This is a genomic window from Xanthomonas sp. WCS2018Noco2-27, assembly GCF_031843525.1.
Classification (GTDB): Bacteria; Pseudomonadota; Gammaproteobacteria; order Xanthomonadales; family Xanthomonadaceae; genus Xanthomonas.
Window position 1 is genome coordinate 20692 of record NZ_JAVTIK010000004.1, and the last position, 19504, is coordinate 40195.

Sequence of the window (19504 nt, forward strand, 5' to 3'; positions counted from 1 at the left end):
GCTCGCCCTGTGGGGGCGGCGCACGGCGGCATTGCCGTGGTGTCGCGGCAAAGGGTTGGTCATGCGGTTACGGTTGTTGAAAACGATGTGGTACGCGCCGTCGTTGGCGCTGGTGTGTGGCCACCCCTGGCAGGTGCAGGCGCAGGATGCGGCATTGACGCTGGGCAAGGTACAGGTGAGCGAGCACGTGCAGCGCACGCCAAGTACCGCGCGCGTGCTGAGTTCGGTGGATGTGATCGGTGGTGCGCTGCTGCACGATCAGCACGTGGATTACAGCTGGGAACTGCTGATGCGCGCGCCCGGCGTGCAGGTGACCCAATTCCGCATGGGCACCGATGCAGGGCGGTTTTCGTTCCGTGGCTTCAACGGCGAAGGGCGGATCAACGCGGTCAAGCTGCTGATCGACGGCATCCCCAGCAACGACAACGCCGGTGGCATGCCCTATCTGGATGCGGTGTTTCCGCAGGACATCAGTGCGATCGAAATCGTGCGCGGCACCAACGATGCGCGGTATGGCTTGAACGCCATCGCCGGCAGCGTGGATGTGCTGACCCGCACCGGTGGCAACGATGGCCGCCTCAGCGTGACCGCGGGCAGTTTCGGTGCGCGCGAAGTGCAGTTGGGCAAGGGCGTCGAGCGGGGTCCGTGGAGCCAGAACTATGTGCTGGCCTGGCGCGATTCCGATGGCTATCGCGCGCACGCCGATGCGCGCAAACGCAGCGTCGCCGGCAAGTGGTTCTACACCGACCCGGATGGCGCCTTCCGTGCCGGGCTGACCACGCGCTACTACGACAATCACGCGCTGGAGGCGGGGTATCTGGACGCGGCCAGCGCGCGTGCGGCGCCGCGCAGTTCGCCGGCCTATGCGCAGGACGATCGCAGCGAGCGCCGTGTGCGTCAGACCGCATTGCATGCCGATGGCACGCTGGGCGCGGATGCGCAGTGGAGCGCAAAGGCTTATCAGAACAACTACCGCAATCAACGCTGGGTCCGTTTTTCCGCCGCCGGCCTGCAGCAGGAGCGCGATACCGATGAAACCCATCGCGGCGTGCTGCTGCGTGGCAACTGGCAGCCCGACTGGGGCGTGTGGAATGCGGCGCTGGAAGCCGGTGCGGATGCGCAGTGGCAGGACAACCAGTCGCAGCGCTACCGCACCGTCGCACGCGTGCGCGGCGCGCAACTGCGCGACTGGAACTACGATCTGCACACCCAAGGTGCCTATGTGCAGGCGGTGCTGAGCCCGGTCGACCGTTTGCAACTGGTGCCGGGGTATCGCATCGATCGTGTCGATGGCACCTTGCACGACCTGCTGGCCGGTGTCTGGGTGCCGAGCTACGACTACGGCACCATCAAGCAACCCAAGTTCAGTGCCAGCTACCGTGTGGGCGAACAGAGCAGCGTGTACGCCAACTGGGGACGCACCTTCCAGATCGGCAGCGGCGATGGTGCGTACCGTCGCCAGCCGGGCAATCTTGGGCCATCGATCAACGATGGCTGGGAAGCCGGTTTCAAGTTCGCTCCGTCGGCACTGCTGGATGGGCGGGTGGCGTATTGGGAACAACGTGCGTCTGGCGAAGTGGCCACCATTCTCGGTGTCAACGGCGTGGCCGGCATCGGCGATGTAGCCAATGTCGGCCGGACGCTGCGGCGCGGGTGGGATGCGCAACTGAACCTGCAGCCTGCCGAGCATTGGCGTGCGTGGATGTCGTATTCGCGGCAGAAGGCCAGCATCGCCACGCCCGATCCCAGTGCGCCGGCCACGCGCGGCAAGGAGATCGAGAACGTGCCGCACTGGTTGGCCACCGCCGGGCTGGAGTGGCAGGTGAGTGCAGCCGTGCAGCTCAGCGCCTGGGGCAATGCGCAGGGCGATTACTACCTGGAGCGCAGCAATATCCTGGGTCGTACCGGCGGCTATGCCTTGCTCAATCTTGGCGCGCGCTGGAACGTGGATGCGCGTAATGCGCTCAGCGTGCAACTGCGCAATGTCACCGATCGCGCCTATGTGTATGCGTGGTACGACAGCGGTAGTTCCGGCTATTCGCCAGGCGATGACCGCGCGCTGTCGGTGTCCTGGGATTGGAGTTTCTGATGCGGACACGCACTAGCACTGCCAGCGTCGACTTACCGCAGCGGGATGGCCGCTGGCGGTTCTATCGGGCCGTGTGGCGCTGGCATTTCTATGCCGGGCTGCTGGTGCTGCCTTTCATCATCTGGCTGGCGCTGACCGGCGCGGCGTTTCTGTATCAGGACGCTATCGATCGCACCGTGCACCACGGCTTGAAAGTGGTGCCGGTGGGTGCGGCGCGCGCATCCGCACAGCAACTGGTGGAGGTGGCGCAGCGCGAGCATGGCGGCACGTTGTTCCGCTACACCACGCCCAAACGTGCCGATGCCAGTGCCGAGATCGGCCTGGTGGACGCGCATGGCACCCGCACGGTGGTGTATGTCGACCCGTATCGCGTGCGTGTGCTGGGCTGCTTGCCCGAGCAAGGCACGCTGGCCTGGACGATTCGCCGGCTGCACAGCCTGGAGTTGATCGGCCCGTTTGCACAGGGGCTGATCGAAATGGCGGCGGGGTGGGCGATCGTGCTGGTGCTCACGGGTGTGTACCTGTGGTGGCCGCGCGGGCGGCGTGGTGGCGTGGTCAACGTCCGTGGTACGCCGACTCGGCGGCTGTTCTGGCGCGACCTGCACGCGGTGACCGGCGCCGGTGTGGGTACGATCCTGTTGTTTCTGGCGCTGACCGGCATGCCGTGGTCGTGGTTGTGGGGTGCGCAGGTCAATCGTTGGGCCAACGGGCATGATTTTGGTTATCCGGCGGGGCTGCGTGTGCAGCAGCCGATGTCGGAGCAGCGCCTGACCGACAGTGGCGAGCCTGCGTGGTCGCTGCGGCAGGCGCGGTCGCCGGAATCTGCTGTGCCTGTGCCTGCTGAGCTTGATGAGCGATTGCATGACGGACAATCGGGTGGGCCGCACGCGGCTGCAGTGCGTGCGGCCCACCCGCACCCCAACCCCCGGCCCGCGCTAGCGACGTGGGCGCTCCAAGGCACGCGCGCCAGTGGCGCACAAACAGTGCTTTCTCGCCCCGAGGAGAGAGGGGCTAACTTCGACCGTGCTCATGCACAACATTCGGAGCACTCAGAGCACTCAGAGCACTCGCAGCATTCGGATCACTCAGAACATTCAGCTCACTCAGAGCATTCGGAACACTCACAGCATTCGGTGCACTCAGAACATTCAAGCCAGTCAGAATATTCAGTCCATGCAGCGCACGGTGGCGCCGGCAATGTCGCTGCGCCGGGCATTGGCGCGATTGGTCTGGATGCGGCGATGGCGCGGTTCGATGCGCTCGGCATTGCGTCGGGCTATAGCGTGTCGCCGCCGCGTGGCGTGCGCGGTGTCTATACCGCGACAGTTTATCCGGCCGATCTGCAGCAGCAGCGGGTGATCCATCTGGATCAGTACAGCGGTGCGGTGCTGCTGGACATGGGATACCGCGATTACGGGCCGGTGGCCAAGACGCTGGAATGGGGCATCAATGTGCACCTGGGGCAGCAATACGGCACTGCCAATCAGCTGATCCTGCTGCTGGCGTGCGCGTTGATCGTGCTGTTGTGCGTCAGTGCCGTGGTGATGTGGTGGAAGCGGCGGCCGGTGGGTGGCTTGGGCGTGCCGCCATTGCCCGCCGACCCACGCACCCTGCGCGGGCTGCTAGCGCTGCTGGTGCTGTGCGGGTTGCTCTTTCCGCTGGTCGGGCTGTCGTTGTTGCTGATGTGGTTGTTTGATCGTTACTGGATGCAACGTGCGCAAGCGAATGCGGTGGCGTGATGCGATGGCTGCGCGTGTCGCTATCGCTGCACATGTCGCGATTGCATCTCTCAGCCGCTGCAGCGGCAGCTCGCGTCGATGTCGTCTGTGTTCGCGGTGCTGGGACCAGCATTGCCGCGCTCCTCGGCAAAGAGCGCGCCTTTCTCGATCCTGCGATCTTGCTGCAACGCCGGCACGATGCCTCGCACGTGTTACTGCCACCACAGCCCACCAGAAAGATCTCCAGGCGTTGCGCTGTCTGCCACGCGCACAGCACGCAGAAACCAGACATCTCGCGTCGCGATGCTCTACAAAGCGCGCGATGCGTAGCTCAACTCAGATGTCCTCGTGAATCCCGCACTCGCGTTTGAGGCCGAAAAAGCGGGTGTCTTCTTCGCGCATGCCCGGTTCCCAGCGGCGGGTGGTGTGGAAGTCGCCGATCGAGACGTAGCCCTGTTCCCACAGTGGGTGATAGGGCAGGTCGTGCGCCTGCAGGTATTGCCACACATCGCGGTCGGTCCAGTCGGCGATCGGGCTGATCTTGTAGCGGTCGCCACGCTTCTGCACGATTGGCGTCTGTGCGCGTCCGCCGGACTGGCTGCGGCGCAGGCCGGTGAACCAGGTGCCGACGTCGAGCTCGTCCAGTGCGCGGCGCATCGGCTCGACCTTGCGCAGGTTGTTGTACTGGTCGATGCCGACCATGCCCTGTTCCCACAACCGGCCATGGCGCGCTTCCATCCAGGCGCGGCTGACCAGCGGGCGATACACCTTGAGATTGAGTTTGAGCCGATCGGTCAACGCGTCGGCAAAGCGATAGGTTTCCGGAAACAGATACCCGGTATCGATCAGGATCACCGGAATGTCCGGGCGCTGCCGGGTGAGCAGATGCAGCGTCACCGCCGATTGCGCGCCGAAACTGGACGACAGCGCGACGTCCTGCGGGCCATGCTCTAGCGCCCACGCCACGCGTTCGTCGGCACGCAGGGTTTCCAGGTGTGCGTTGAGCGCGTCCAGATCGTCCAACGCGGAAGAGGTGATCGATGCGACAGGCAGCGCGGTCATGCGAGCAATTCCAGGTCGAGGTGACGGTGCGTGGGGTAGGGCGGCAGGGCGATCAGGCCACTGCGGTGCAGGAAATCGCCAAAGCCTTCATCGCCTACCTGGTCGCGTTCTGCGGCGTAACGAGCCAGTAGTGGCTCCAGCGCGGCCAGGATCTCTGCTTCAGTGATGTTTTCGCGATACAAGGTGTTGAGCCGCTGGCCGCGACGGTCGCCGCCCAGCATCAGGTTGTAGCGACCGGGCGCCTTGCCCACCAGTGCGATCTCCGCCAGGTACGGTCGCGAACATCCATTGGGGCAACCGGACAGGCGCAGCACGATGGGCGTGTCGGCCAGGCCGTGCTGCTGCAACAACGGCTGCAGCGCAGCACTGAAATCGGGCAGATAGCGCTCGGCCTCGGCCATCGCCAGGCCGCAGGTCGGCAATGCCACGCAGGCCATCGCGCCGCGTGCCAAGGCGGTGCCGGCATGGTTGCCCGCATCCAGCGCGTACTGCGCAGCCAGCGCATCGATCTGCGCGCGCTGCTGTGCAGGGACGCCGGCGATCACCAGGTTCTGATTGGGCGTCATCCGGAACTCGCCCACGTTCAACTGCGCAATCGCGCGCAGCCCGCTCAGATGCGCGGCGGTGTCGGTGTCGGCAATGCGGCCGGCCGGTAGCGACAGGGTCAGATGCCACAGGCCGTCTTCGCCTGCGACCCAGCCATAGCGGTCGCCGTTGTGGTCGAACGCAAACTGCCGCGCAGGCTGCAACGAAAAACCGGCACGGCGTTGGATCTCGGCCACGATGGTGTCCAGGCCATGATCGTCGATGGTGTACTTGAAGCGCGCGCGCTTGCGCACTGCGCGGTTGCCGAAGTCGCGCTGCGTGGTGACCACGGCGGTTGCGAGCTCCAGCAATTGATCGCGGGTGATAAACCCGATGACGTTGGCCACGCGCGGCCAGGTCTCCGCATCGCCGTGGCTGGCGCCCATGCCGCCGCCGATGCTGACGTTGTAGCCGAGCAACTCGCCGTCGCGCAGGATGGCGATGAAGCCCAGATCATTGGCGAACACGTCCACGTCGTTGAGCGGCGGTGCGGCGAAGCCGATCTTGAACTTGCGCGGCAGATACCGGTCGCCGTAGATCGGCTCGTCCTCGCTGCCGGAGCCGGATACGCGTTCTTCGTCCAGCCAGATTTCGTAGTACGCACGCGTGTTCGGCAGCAGATGCTCGGACACGCGCGCCGCATCGGCGTACAACGTGGCATGCGCCTGCGACAACAAGGGGTTCGCCGCCACCTGCACATTGCGATTGACGTCGCCGCACGCCGCCAGCGTATCGACCAAGGTGGCGTTGATCGCCTGCATGGTCGCCTTGAGTTCGCGCTTGATCACGCCATGGAACTGGAACGCCTGGCGCGTGGTGATACGCAGTGAATGGTTGGCGTACCGCGTGGCGATGCCATCCAGCGCCAGCCACTGGCTTGGCGAAATCACCCCGCCCGGCGTGCGCGTGCGGATCATGAACTGATACGCCGGCTCGAGCTTCTGCCGACGCCGCTCATCGCGGATATCGCGATCGTCCTGCTGGTAGCTGCCGTGGTACTTGATCAGCGTCTGATCATCCTCGCGCAGCGCCCCGGTGACAGGATCGGCCAGGCTCTGCTCCAGCGACCCGCGCAGACGGCGGCTTTCGGATTTGATGTCTTCGACAGAGTGGCTCATGGGAATCGGAAATGGGGAATAGGGAATCGTAAAAAGCTGCCTGGTCTGCCAGGAAAAGTCAGGTGAGGGCTGTACCAATTCCCGATTCCCCACTCCCGATTCCCGGCACTAATACACATCGCGCGCATATCGCCCCTCCACCTGCAGCTGAGTGAGATATGCGGCGGCGTCTTCGGCGCTGCGGGCGCCGTGGGTGGTGACGATGTCCAGCAATGCGGCGTGCACATCCTTGCCCATGCCGATGGCGCCACAGACATAGAGATGCGCGCCGCCCTGCAGCCAGGCATAGACCTCGGCGCCGCGTTCGCGCAGGCGGTGTTGCACGTAGATTTTTTCGGCATGGTCGCGCGAGAACGCCAGGTCCAGCGCGTGCAACTCGCCGCGTTGCAAGGCCTGCTGCCACTCGGCCTGATACAGGAAATCGGTATTGAAATGCTGGGCGCCGAAGAACAGCCAGTTACGGCCCTTGGCGCCGGTTTCGGCGCGTTCCTGCACGAAACCGCGGAACGGCGCCACGCCGGTGCCCGGGCCGATCATCAGGATGTCGCGGTCTGCGTCGGCCGGCACGCGGAAGCGTGTGTTGGGTTCGATGTAGACCGGGGCGGTATCGCCTTCGGCAAGCGCGGCGAGAAAACCGCTGGCCGAGCCTAAATGCGCATGCCCGTGCGCCTGATAATTGAGTTCATCCACCGCAAGATGCACTTCATCGCCCACGCGCTTGCGGCTGGAGGCGATGGAATACAGCCGCGGGGTGAGCGGGCGCAGCGTGTCCAGCAGGCTGGCGTGGTCCCAATCCGCCGGCCAGCGTCGCAGCACGTCGATCACTTGATGATCGGAGAGCAACGACGCCAGGCCGGCAGTCTGGGTGGGGGTGAGCAGCGCCTGCAGATCGTCTGCGCGTGCGCGCTCGGCATGGGCGGTGAGGAACGGCCGCGACAGCTTGGTCAGTTCGCGCCGGGTGGTCAGCCACTCGTTCAAGGCCAGAGTCTCTTCGCCGACGGTGACCGCGGCATGACCATCCAGCTGCAAGGTCTGCAGTACCGCATCCACCAGCGCGGGCGGATTGCGATGACGGATGCCCAGGGCATCGCCGGGTTCGTAACTCAGGCCGCTGCCTTCCAGCGAAAATTCCAGATGCCGCACGCGCTTGCCTGGCTGCGCATAGACGCGAAAGCCCGGGCCCTTGAAGTCGCGCCCGCTGATGATCTGGTTGGCCAGCAACTCGGCAGCAAACGGATGCTGATGCGACCACACCGGCGCCACCGGGTTGCTGCGCAGGGGAGTGACCGTGGCCGAGTGCGGGGCGCTCTTGAGCTGCTCGCGCGCATGCTTGAGCGCTTGCGCGCGCCACGGGTCGGCGATGCTGTCGATGTCCAGGTCGGCTTCGCCACGCGGCTGCACACGGCTGGCGCCGAGCTCGGCTAGACGGTCGTCGATGCGCCGCGCAATGCCGCAAAACTCCGCATAACTGGAATCGCCCAGGCCCAGCACCGCGTACTTGAGCTCGGGCAGCTTGGGCGCGCGGCGGCCGGTCAGAAATTCGACCAGGCCGATCGCATCGTCCGGCGGGTCGCCTTCGCCCTGGGTGCTGATCACCACGTACAACAGGCGTTCGCTGGCGAGTTCGCGGGTGGGGTAGGCATCGGCGCGCAGCAACCGCACGCTCAGCCCGGCGGCCTCGGCATCGGCGGCCAGCTGCTCGGCCTGGCGGCGCGCGTTGCCGGTCTGGCTGCCGTACACCACGGTCAAGCGCTGGCTGTCCTGCGCGGCCGCCTGCGGTTGCCCGCCCGGCAGCACCGCCAGCGAGCGCGGCGGATGACCCTGCGCCAGCCCGGCGGTGTAGCCGGACAGCCACCACAGTGAGGCGGTATCCAGGCCGTCGACCAACCGTTCCAGCAGCGCCTTGCGCTCGTCGGGCAAGGGGCTGGGCGGTAGCGCGGAACTGGCGGCGGTCATTCGGATCCAGGGGCGGGGATTGGATGAACGATGTTAGGGAAGCGTTCGCTCGTCCAGAAAGGATCACCGGTTATCGCGTTATGCCGGCCGCTTATTTCAAGCAGACATCTGCCCGCCACACACTGCGCTGCCTTGGCCTACCATCGGCTGGTCTTGCCTGCCGCCGCTCCCGACATCCTGATGACCCTGCCCCCGCTGTCCCATCTCGACCGGCTCGAAGCCGAAAGCATCCACATCCTGCGCGAGGTCGCCGCCGAGTTCCGGGCACCGGTAATGCTGTATTCGGTCGGCAAGGACAGCTCGGTGCTGCTGCATCTGTTGCTCAAGGCGTTTGCGCCGTCGCCCCCACCGATCCCGCTGCTGCATGTGGACACGCGCTGGAAATTCCGCGAGATGATCGCCTTCCGCGACCGCCGCGCGGCCGAAACCGGGGTGGATCTGCGCGTGCACATCAACCCCGATGGCATCGCGCAGGACATCGGCCCGATCAGCCACGGCGCCGCGGTGCACACCGACATCATGAAGACCCAGGGCCTGAAGCAGGCGCTGGAGCAGGGCGCGTTCGATGCGGCGATCGGCGGGGCACGGCGCGACGAAGAAAAATCGCGCGCAAAGGAGCGGGTGTTTTCGTTCCGCAATGCACGCCATCGCTGGGACCCGAAAAACCAGCGTCCGGAACTGTGGAACCTCTACAACGCCCGTACCAAACCCGGCGAGAGCGTGCGCGTGTTTCCGTTGTCCAACTGGACCGAGCTGGATATCTGGCTGTACATCTACCGCGAAAAGATCCCGGTGGTGCCGCTGTATTTCGCCGCAGCGCGCCCGGTGGTGGAGCGCGACGGTGCGTTGATCATGGTCGACGACGAACGCTTGCCGCTGCAGCCGGGCGAAACCCCGCAGCTGCGCTCGGTGCGCTTCCGCACGCTGGGCTGCTACCCGCTGACCGGCGCGATCGACTCCACGGCCGACACCCTGGAAGCGGTGATCGCCGAAATGCTGGTCAGCACCAGCTCCGAGCGTCAGGGCCGCATGATCGACCACGCACCCGGCGCATCGATGGAACAGAAAAAGCTTGAGGGGTATTTCTGATGGGCAGTGAATGGGGAAGCGGGAATGGGGAATCGCAACAGCGGTTCGCTGCGTCTACATCGATCGAGGATGCGGCTTGTGCCATTCCCGATTCCCCATTCCCGATTCCCGGCACCATCGACACTTACCTGCAGCAGCACGAATCCAAACCGCTGCTGCGCTTCATCACCTGCGGCAGCGTGGACGATGGCAAGAGCACCTTGATCGGGCGCTTGCTGTACGACAGCAAGCGCTTGTTCGACGATCAGCTGGCGGCGCTGGAAAGCGATAGCCGGCGGCATGGCACGCAAGGCGAGGGTATCGATTACGCGTTGCTGATGGACGGGCTGGCAGCCGAACGCGAGCAGGGCATCACCATCGATGTGGCGTATCGCTATTTCGATACCGACCAACGCAAGTTCATCGTCGCCGACTGCCCAGGCCACGAGCAGTACACGCGCAACATGGCCACCGGTGCGTCCAGCGCCGATGTGGCGGTGGTGCTGGTGGATGCGCGCAAGGGCTTGCTCGTGCAGACGCGCCGCCACAGCTACATCGTGTCGCTGCTGGGCATCCGCCACGTGGTACTGGCGGTCAACAAGATGGATCTGGTGGACTACGACGCCGACGTCTTCAGCGCCATCGCCGAGAGCTACTGCGCACTGGCGGCGCAGTTGGGCATTGCCGATGTGCAGTGCATCCCGTTGTCGGCGCTGGCTGGCGAAAACCTGTCCAGCGCCTCCACCCGCATGCCGTGGTACAGCGGCCCGCATCTGCTGCAGCATCTGGACAGTGTGCAACTGGAGCCGCCCGACGCCGATAGCGGCCTGCGCCTGCCGGTGCAGTGGGTCAACCGCCCCAACTCACAGTTCCGCGGCTATGCCGGCACCATCGCGGCGGGGCAGGTGCGCGTGGGCGATGCCGTGGTGGTGGTGCCATCGGGACGACGTTCGCAGGTGGCTGCGGTGCTGGATGCCAATGGCGCGGTGGCCAGCGCACGCGCAGGGCAGGCGGTGACGCTGACGCTACGCGATGAGATCGATATCAGCCGTGGCGACATCATCGCCGCCATCGACGACCCGCCGGAAGTGGCCGACCAGTTCGCTGCACATTTGCTGTGGATGGACGATGCCGCGCTGCTGCCCGGCCGCCCGTACTGGCTCAAGATCGGCACGCGCACGGTCACCGTGAGCGTCAGCGAGATCAAGCACAAAGTCGATGTGAATACGCAAGAGCGGCTGGCGGCCAAGCGGCTGGAGCTCAACGAAGTGGGCTACTGCAATCTCGCCTTGGACGAACCCATCGCCTTCGCGCCGTACGCCCGCAACCGCGTGCTCGGCGGGTTCATCCTGATCGACCGGCAGAGCAATGCCACCGTGGCCGCGGGCACGCTGGAGTTTGCGTTGCGCCGCGCCGGTAACGTGCATTGGCAGCATCTGGACGTGGACCGCGGCGCCCGTGCGCGCATCAAGGGCCAGGCGCCGCGCGTGCTGTGGTTCACCGGCCTGTCGGGGGCGGGCAAATCCACCGTTGCCAACCTGGTCGACAAGCGCCTGCATGCCTTGGGCTATCACACCTTCATCCTGGATGGCGACAACGTGCGCCATGGGCTCAACCGCGATCTGGGCTTTACCGACGAAGACCGCGTGGAAAACATCCGCCGCGTGGCCGAAGTGGCGCGCCTGATGGCCGACGCGGGGCTGATCGTGCTGGTCAGTTTTATTTCGCCGTTCCGCGCCGAGCGGCAACTGGCGCGCGAGCGTTTCGATACGGGCGAGTTTGTCGAAGTGTTTGTGGATGTGCCGCTGGCGGTGGCGGAAGCGCGCGACGTGAAGGGGTTATACCGCAAGGCGCGGGCCGGGCAGATTCCCAATTTCACCGGGATCGACTCGCCGTACGAGGCGCCCGAGACGCCGGAGATCCATCTTCACGCCGATGGTGAGAATGTAGAGGCGCTGGCGCGCCACGTGCTCGAGTTTCTGGGGCTGGAGCGCTGAGCGCAGGCATCAGGACGTGGCACCCAGTCTCCCGCGTAGTGCGCGTGGCGGCAGACCCTATCGTGGAGTGACCGCGCGGGTTTGCGCCATCGGGCTTTCCCGGGCGGTGGTTGCAGTGTCGAGGGCCGCGCCGGCCAGCGCATCATGACGACGACGGCAAGGGTCTTTGGTCATGGTGCAAAGCGCGCCCTTTCTGTCAACGCTTGGCGGTGAGGTCGGTAAACTTTCGCGGTACCCCGCCAGGATGTTCTGATGCTTGTTCTGCCCAGCGCGCGCAATTGCGCCGCGCTCTTGTTGGCCGTGTGGCTGTCCGGTTGTGCCCGTCAGGCCAGCGCGCCGGCCGCTGCCAAGCCCATCCCGGTGGTCGTGCAGCCGGTTGCGGTGCAGCCCTGGAACTCCACCGTGCAATCGATCGCCACCGTACGTGCGCGCGAATCGGTCGCGCTCACTGCGGCGGTCAGCGATGTGGTCGAGCAGGTCAATTTCGACAGCGGCGATGAGGTCAAGGCCGGGCAGTTGCTGCTGCGGCTGCGCGGCAATTCGCAGCAGGCCGCGTTGACCGCCGCGCAAGCCACCTTCGAGGAAACCGACCAGCTCTATCGTCGCCAGTTGAGCCTGGTTGGGCAGCAATTGGTCGCCAAGTCCACGGTCGACACCCAGCGCGCCCTGCGCGATGCAGCGCAGGCGCGGGTGCAGCAGATGCGCGCGGAAATCACCGACCGCGAAGTGCGCGCGCCGTTTTCCGGTGTGCTGGGCATCCGCCAGATCAGCCCCGGGTCGCTGATCACCTCGAGCACCGTGATCGCCACGCTGGACGATGTGGCGCGCATGTACGTGGATTTTCAGGTGCCGGAATCGCAGTTCGGTCTGGTGCAGCTCGGCAATACCGTCAATGGCACCGCGGCGGCGTATCCGGGTGCGCGCTTCGACGGCATCGTTGCCGCGATCGATTCGCGCATCGACGAGACCACCCGCTCGGTGACCGTGCGTGCGGACTTCCCCAACGACGATCGCCGCCTGCGCCCGGGCATGTTGCTGGATGTGCGGCTGCTGCAGCCGGCGCGGCAGGCGGTGGTGATCCCGGAGATTGCGGTGGTGCAGGTGGGCCGCGAGTCGTACGTGTTCCGGGTCAAACCCGACAGCAGCGTGGAGCGTGCCGATGTGCGGCTGGGCGAGCGGCGCGATGGCAAGGTGGAGATTCTGGAAGGCGTCAAGGCTGGTGAGCGCATCGTGGTGGACGGCACCGGCAAGCTGCGTCCGGGCCTGAAGGTGGTCGACCAGGCCGCGCCCGCGTCGACGCGTCCGCAGGCCGCAGCACAATGAAACTCTCCGACCTGTCCATTACCCGCCCGGTGATGGCGGTGGTGATGAGCCTGTTGCTGATCGTGCTGGGAGTCATGTCGTTCACCCGCCTCACGCTGCGCGAACTGCCGGCGATCGACCCGCCCATCGTCTCGGTGGATGTGGAATACACCGGCGCCTCGGCAGCGGTGGTGGAAAGCCGCATCACCCAGGTGCTGGAAGACGCGCTGGCCGGTATCGAGGGCATTGCCACCATCGAAGCGCGCAGTCGTAACGGTTCGTCGGATATCAGTATCGAGTTCGTGCAATCGCGCGATGTGGAAGCGGCAGCCAACGACGTGCGCGATGCGGTGAGCCGCGTTTCCGACCGCATGCCCGACCAGGCGCGCCCGCCGGAAATCTCCAAGGTCGAAGCCGACGCCGACCCCATCCTGTGGCTCAACATGAGCTCCAGCACGATGGACACGCTGCAGCTGTCCGACTACGCCGAGCGCTATGTCGTTGACCGCTTCTCCAGCCTGGATGGCGTGGCGCAGGTGCGCATCGGCGGACGCCAGCGCTATGCGATGCGCATCTGGCTGGACCGCGACCAACTGGCCGCACGCGCACTCACCGTGGCCGATGTCGAAACGGCGCTGCAGAACGAAAACGTGGAGTTGCCGGCCGGCAGCATCGAATCGGCGCAGCGCGACTTCACCTTGCGTGTGGAGCGCAGCTACCTCAAGCCGGAAGACTTCGCCAAGTTGCCGTTGAGCAAGGGCGAGGGCGGCTATGTGGTGCGCTTGGGCGATGTGGCCAAGGTCGAGTTGACCTCGGCCGAACGGCGCGCCTATTTCCAGAGCAATGGCGTGCCCAACGTGGGCCTGGGCATCGTGCGCAATTCCACCGCCAACGCGCTGGATGTGGCGCGCGAGGCGCGCGCGCAGGCCGAAGAAGTGCAGAAGTCGCTGCCGCAAGGCACCAACATCTTTGTCGCTTTCGACACCACCACCTTCATCGATGCAGCGGTGGAGCGCGTCTATCACACCCTGGTCGAAGCGGTGGTGCTGGTGCTGGTGGTGATCTGGGTGTTTCTGGGCAGCGCACGTGCGGCGCTGATTCCGGCGGTCACCGTGCCGGTGTGTCTGATCGCTGCGTTCATTGCGCTGTACGCGTTCGATTTCTCGATCAACCTGCTCACCTTGCTGGCGCTGGTGCTGTGTATCGGCCTGGTGGTGGACGACGCCATCGTGGTGGTGGAAAACATCCAGCGCCGTATCGATCTGGGCGAGCCGCCTTTGGTGGCCGCCAGGCGCGGTACCGGCCAGGTGGCATTCGCGGTGATCGCGACCACCGCTGTGTTGGTGGCGGTGTTCCTGCCGGTGGGATTTCTGGAAGGCAATACCGGGCGCTTGTTCCGCGAGTTGGCGGTGGCACTGGCTGCGGCGGTGGCGATCTCGGCTTTCGTGGCGCTGACGCTGACGCCGATGATGTCGTCCAAGCTGCTGCGCTCGCACAGCGTGGCCAAACCCAATCGGTTCCATCATTGGTTCAACGGCCGCATGCAGGCGGTGTCCGGCGCGTACGGGCGCTCGCTGGAGCGGCATGTGCACCGCACCTGGATCTTCGCGCTGCTCATGCTGCTGGCCTTGGGCGCGAGCGCCTGGTTGATGAGCCGTATTCCGTCCGAACTGGCGCCGGCGGAAGATCGCGGCAATTTTCAGATCATGATCGACGGGCCCGAAGGCGCCGGCTTCGATTACACCGTCGGGCAGATGCATCAGGTCGAAGATATCCTGCGCCCGTACGTGGGCCTGGACAAACCCATCGTGCGTGCCAATCCGCGCGTGCCTGGCGGCTTCGGCAGCAGCGAGGAAATGCACACCGGCCGCGTCAGCGTGTTCTTGCAGGACTGGGAAAAACGCACACGCCCCACCACCGAAGTGGCCGACGAGCTGCAACAAAAGCTCAGCGTGCTCAGTGGCGTGCGTGCACGCACGCAGGTCAGTGGCGGCCTGGTGCGCAGCCGCGGCCAACCATTCCAATTGGTGCTCGGTGGCCCGGACTATGCCGAGATCGCGCAGTGGCGCGACCGCATCCTGCAGCGCATGGAAGCCAACCCCGGCTTGGTCGGCCCGGATTCGGATTACAAGGAAACCCGCCCGCAGATGCGCGTCAACATCGACCGTTTGCGCGCGGCCGACCTGGGCGTGCCAGTCACCGCCATCGGTGGCGCGTTGGAGGCGATGATGGGCTCGCGTCGCGTCACCACTTTCGTCGACAACGGCGAGGAATACGACGTGATGTTGCAGGCCGGGCGTGAAGGTCGCATGTCGCCGGAAGATCTCACCGCCATCCGCGTGCGCTCTACCCGTGGCGAGCTGATTCCGCTATCCAACCTGGTGAGCTTGAGCGAAGTGGCCGAAGCCGGCACCTTGAACCGCTTCAATCGCCTGCGCGCGATCACCATCACCGCCGGTCTGGCGCCGGGCTACCCGTTGGGCGATGCCATCGCCTGGGCGCAGCAGGCCGCGCAGGAAGAACTGCCGGAATACGCCCAGTTGGACTGGAAGGGCGAATCGCGCGAATACCAGCAATCCGGTAGCGCGGTGTTGCTGACCTTCGGCATGGCCTTGCTGGTGGTGTATCTGGTGCTGGCTGCGCAGTTCGAAAGCTTCGCGCATCCGCTGGTGATCATGCTCACCGTGCCGCTGGCGGTGCTGGGTGCATTGGTCGGTTTGTGGCTCACCGGCGGCACGCTCAACCTGTTCAGTCAGATCGGCATCGTGATGCTGGTGGGCCTGGCGGCGAAGAACGGCATTTTGATCGTGGAGTTCGCCAATCAGTTGCGCGACGAAGGCCGCAGCGTGCATCAGGCCATCGTCGAATCGGCCTCGGTGCGGTTGCGCCCAATCCTGATGACTTCGATCGCCACGGTGGTCGGCGCGATACCGCTGGTGGTGGCCGGCGGACCCGGCTCGGCCAGCCGCGCCACTATCGGCGTGGTAGTGATCTTCGGTGTGTCGCTGTCCACGCTGCTGTCGCTGTACGTGGTGCCGGCGTTCTACAGTTTGATCGCCCCGTACACCAAGTCGCCGGAAGCGGTCGCACGCGAGCTGGAAACCCTGGAGGCAACCACGCCATCGGTGGGCGGGCACGCGTAAGCGCTGCCGTCAAAACGACTGCGCTCGCCGCCTGGCGGGCGTGGGCCGGTGCCCGGTGCGGCATGTGTGACTCATGCACTCTGGGTTTGAGCGCGCCGTCCACGCCTACCTGACGACTGCGCGCCAGGCGTTTTAGCCGCTCTAAGCGCTGCTCGACACGCGTGCGCGATTGCAGCATTGCGCCTTCGCGAGCGGCCGGCATCCCGCAGTTCCGCTGATTGGCGATGTTGGCTGCAGGACCCGGATGCCGGGCGCCGCTACGTTGTGCGCGTGTGCGGATGGCTGCACGCGGCGCATGCGTGCCAGTCACGGTCACGCCTGTAGCGCAACTGTGCCTAGTATGGCCACTGCGTTTATCGCAGCCGCCAGCGTCGGCATCGACAGCCTTCGCTGCGCTGGTGCAGTGACTAAGGTCACATGACAGTCATCCCCGGCTGTGGTCGACTTCGGCGGTTACCCTGACCGGAATTGCCCATGCGTCGTCTTGCCTGCCTGCTTGCTCCTTCCCTCCTTGCGCTGTGCTGCGGTAACGCACTCGCGCAGACGTCCGGCGAGCCGGTACCCAATGGCCGATTGCCGACCTGGGCGGTGCCCGAGCGCTACAGCCTGGCGATCAAGGTTGACCCCGAGCAGGCGCAGTTCAGTGGCCGCACCACCATCCGCGTGCAGCTCAAACAGGCATCCGACCATCTGTGGCTGCACGGCAAGGAGCTGAAGGTCAGCAAGGCCACGGTCAAGCCGGCCAAGGGCAAGGCGCTCACCGCGCGCTATGTGGATGCCGATGCGCAGACCGGTGTGGTTCGCCTGGAGTTCGGGCGCACGCTCAAGCCGCAGACGCTCACCGTGGAGATCACCTACAGCGCGCCGCTTAACCAGCAGCTGCAGGGCCTGTATCAGGTGAAATACCAGGGCAAGGCGTATGCGATGACGCAGATGGAGCCGATCAGTGCGCGCTACGCGTTCCCGGGCTTCGATGAGCCGGCCTTCAAGACCCCGTTCGACCTGAGCCTGACCGTGCCCAGCGACGATCAGGCGCTGGCCAATACCATCGCCACCTCGACCAAGCCGGCGGGCAAGGGCTGGAAGACGGTGACCTTTGCGCCGACCGTGCCGTTGCCGACCTACCTGGTCGCCTACGCCGCCGGCCCGTGGGATGTGGTGGACGTGCCGCCCATGCCGGCCACTCCGCAGCGCCCCAACGCCACGCCGCTGCGCGGCATCGCCGCCCAGGGCCAGGGCCCGCGCATCACCCCGGCGCTGGACCAGACCCCGGCGATCATCGCCGCGCTGGAGGACTACTACGCCTTCGGTTATCCGTTCGACAAACTCGATCTGGTCGCCGCCCCGGATTTCAGCGCCGGCGCGATGGAAAACCCCGGGTTTGTCACCTTCCGCGACTGGTTGCTGTTGCTGGACAAGGATTCGCCGGCCGAAAACGTGCAGCGCTCTTTCAACACCAACGCGCACGAGCTGGCGCATCAGTGGACCGGCGACACCGTGACCATGGAATGGTGGGACGACCTGTGGCTCAACGAAGCCTTCGCCACCTGGATGCAGCAGAAAATCACCATGCAGCTGCACCCGGAATATCACGCCAACCTGGATCGCATCGGCGGCGCGCAATACGCGATGAATAACGACAGCCTGGTCAGCGCACGCAAGATCCGCCAGCCGATCACCGGTAACGGCGATATCGAAACTGCCTTCGACGGCATCACCTATCAGAAGGGTGCGGCGGTGCTGGCGATGTTCGAAGCCTTCGTTGGCGAGGACGTGTTCCGCGAAGGCATGCGCGCCTACATCGCCAAGCATCAGTTCGGCAGCGCCACCGCCGACGATCTGGTCGATGCGATCGCCGAAGCCGCCGGCAAGGGCGAAGACTTCAAGGCGGCATTCCGCAGCTTCTTGAATCAGCCGGGTGTGCCGTACTTGCAGACCCAGGTGGCGCGCGAAGGCGGCAAGACTGTGGTCAAGCTGCAGCAGCAGCGGTATTTGCCGCTGGGTTCGACCGGCTCCACCGCGCAGCAGTGGGGCGTGCCGGTGTGCGTGAAGTACGGCAAGGGCAAGAACCAGGTCGGTACCGCCTGCCAGCTGCTGGAAGACGGCAGCGGCAGCATCCTGCTGGACGGCGCCGGCAAGAACACCTGGGTGTTCCCGAACGCGCATGGCGCCGGCTATTACCGTTTCAGCCTGCCGAAGAAGCAGCTGGCCGCACTCGGCAAGCAGGTTGCTCAGCTCGACGATAACGAGCAGTTGGCCTACGCCGATGCCATCGATGCGGCCTACCGCCACGGCGATGCCGACAGCGATGCGGTGTTGATGGCGCTCAAGCAGCTGGCACCGTCCGCATCGGCCGATGTCTCGACCGCGCTGGTGGATCGCTTCGGGTGGATCTGGCGCTACCAGGCCAGCACCGAGGCGCAGCGTGGCGCGTTGCGCAAGGCCGCCGAACAGGCGTATCTGCCGCGTCTGCGCCAGCTGGGTTACGTACGGCGTAGCGGCGAATCGGTCGACGACACCGCGCTGCGGTCGTCGCTGGCCGGGCTGTTTGGGTTACGTCTGCAGAACGCGGAAGTGCGCAAGGCGTTGCTTGCCCAGGGCGATGCGGTGCTGGCCGGTGGCAACGGGGCGCTGGACTTTTCTGCGGCCAACCCGGATCTGCTCGGCACCGTGCTGGCGGTCACCGCGCAGGAACGCGGCGCCCCCGCGGTGCAGACCCTGATCGAGGCGTTGCGCACGCACGCCGACCCCGCACAGCGCAACGCCATGATCGCTGCACTGGGCGCGGTGCAGGACCCGGCGTTGCTCAAGCAGGTGCGCGATTTTGCGTTGACCGATGCCATCAAGGTCGGCGAGATGAAGAGCATGCTGACGCGTGGGAACAGCTACGAGGGTTCGCATGCGTCGATGTGGCCGTGGTTCACCGCCAACTTCGACCGCATCGTGCAGCGCAGCGGGTCGTTCGACGGCGGCGGTCTGCCGGCGCTTGGCGCATCCGGTGGCTGCAGCGTGGAAGAGGCCGACCGCCTGGATGCCTTCTTCCAGCCGCGCCTGGCCAAACTCAGCGGCGCCGACCGCGGCCTGGCGCAGACCGGCGAAACCATCCGCTTGTGCGCCGCGCTCAAGCAGGCGCAGACCGCCAAGCGCTGAGCTCCAGAAGCGGCCAGCAACGCGACTGCGCGGCCGCCAGGCGGCTGCGGTCGTTGCTCGGAACCGGCATGTGCCCTGCGCACACGCCGGTTCTGAGCGCACCGTCCACCGCTATCCGATGACCGCTCGCGACGTGCATCCGGTCTCGGCCAAGCTCGCGCACACCACTGGCGTCGTTGCACAGGGCATGCGGCGTGCAGCGCCGATGCCCCACGATGGTGCGCACGATTCGCACATGCGCAGCCGGCACGTTGTCGCGCGCTGACGGCGCAACTCGCATGCACGTCGCATCGAGCGGCGCTTTCGGCCAGAATCG

Annotated in this window: 10 protein-coding genes and 2 other RNA genes; 9 read left to right on the top strand and 3 right to left on the bottom strand. The window is 65.6% G+C overall.

Annotated features, from left to right (window positions below):
- The first annotated feature begins 85 nt into the window (after positions 1 to 85).
- Both RQH86_RS09225 and RQH86_RS09230 read left to right on the top strand, forming a co-directional pair.
- Positions 86 to 2089, top strand: coding sequence for a TonB-dependent receptor (locus RQH86_RS09225; RefSeq protein WP_311238938.1), 2004 nt, complete (start codon positions 86 to 88; stop codon positions 2087 to 2089).
- Positions 2089 to 3828 carry a PepSY domain-containing protein gene (locus RQH86_RS09230; protein ID WP_311238905.1) on the top strand — a complete coding sequence of 580 codons (1740 nt, stop codon included), beginning with the start codon at positions 2089 to 2091 and terminating at the stop codon, positions 3826 to 3828. Before RQH86_RS09225 ends, RQH86_RS09230 begins: the two co-directional genes overlap by 1 nt.
- A gap of 315 nt (positions 3829 to 4143) precedes the next feature.
- Here the strand turns inward: RQH86_RS09230 and RQH86_RS09235 are convergent, their stop codons facing one another.
- The 3 genes from RQH86_RS09235 to RQH86_RS09245 all read right to left on the bottom strand — a co-directional run bounded on the left by RQH86_RS09235 (position 4144) and on the right by RQH86_RS09245 (position 8528).
- Entirely contained in the window at positions 4144 to 4869 is a 726-nt protein-coding gene (locus tag RQH86_RS09235; protein WP_055848769.1) for a phosphoadenylyl-sulfate reductase, read from the bottom strand.
- Complete coding sequence (cysI, locus tag RQH86_RS09240) at positions 4866 to 6572, bottom strand: assimilatory sulfite reductase (NADPH) hemoprotein subunit (RefSeq protein ID WP_311238906.1); 1707 nt, start codon at positions 6570 to 6572, stop codon at positions 4866 to 4868. The genes RQH86_RS09235 and cysI overlap by 4 nt, the downstream gene beginning before the upstream one ends.
- Positions 6573 to 6680: 108 nt before the next feature.
- The gene (locus tag RQH86_RS09245) at positions 6681 to 8528 is read right to left on the bottom strand and encodes an assimilatory sulfite reductase (NADPH) flavoprotein subunit (protein ID WP_311238907.1); all 1848 of its coding nucleotides are present in this window, start codon (positions 8526 to 8528) and stop codon (positions 6681 to 6683) included.
- A 180-nt stretch (positions 8529 to 8708) separates the two neighbouring features.
- On the opposite strand from RQH86_RS09245, the gene cysD reads away from it, so the two are divergent.
- From cysD to RQH86_RS09280, 7 genes are all read left to right on the top strand, one after another.
- Positions 8709 to 9617: a sulfate adenylyltransferase subunit CysD gene (gene cysD / locus RQH86_RS09250; RefSeq protein ID WP_311238908.1), complete on the top strand. Its 909-nt coding sequence runs from the start codon at positions 8709 to 8711 to the stop codon at positions 9615 to 9617.
- A 62-nt stretch (positions 9618 to 9679) separates the two neighbouring features.
- A complete protein-coding gene (gene cysN, locus RQH86_RS09255) occupies positions 9680 to 11593 on the top strand; it encodes a sulfate adenylyltransferase subunit CysN (protein ID WP_311238939.1) in 1914 nt (637 codons plus the stop codon).
- A 252-nt stretch (positions 11594 to 11845) separates the two neighbouring features.
- Complete coding sequence (locus RQH86_RS09260; protein ID WP_055848782.1) at positions 11846 to 12916, top strand: efflux RND transporter periplasmic adaptor subunit; 1071 nt, start codon at positions 11846 to 11848, stop codon at positions 12914 to 12916.
- Positions 12913 to 16038, top strand: coding sequence for an efflux RND transporter permease subunit (locus RQH86_RS09265; RefSeq protein ID WP_311238909.1), 3126 nt, complete (start codon positions 12913 to 12915; stop codon positions 16036 to 16038). The genes RQH86_RS09260 and RQH86_RS09265 overlap by 4 nt, the downstream gene beginning before the upstream one ends.
- A 62-nt stretch (positions 16039 to 16100) precedes the next feature.
- Positions 16101 to 16176: non-coding RNA, sX9 sRNA (locus tag RQH86_RS09270), on the top strand.
- A 336-nt stretch (positions 16177 to 16512) separates the two neighbouring features.
- Positions 16513 to 19188, top strand: a complete 2676-nt coding sequence (locus tag RQH86_RS09275) for a M1 family metallopeptidase (RefSeq protein ID WP_311238910.1) — start codon at positions 16513 to 16515, stop codon at positions 19186 to 19188.
- Positions 19189 to 19256: 68 nt separating this feature from the next.
- A non-coding RNA gene (locus RQH86_RS09280) (sX9 sRNA) lies at positions 19257 to 19339 on the top strand.
- Positions 19340 to 19504: the final 165 nt, after the last annotated feature.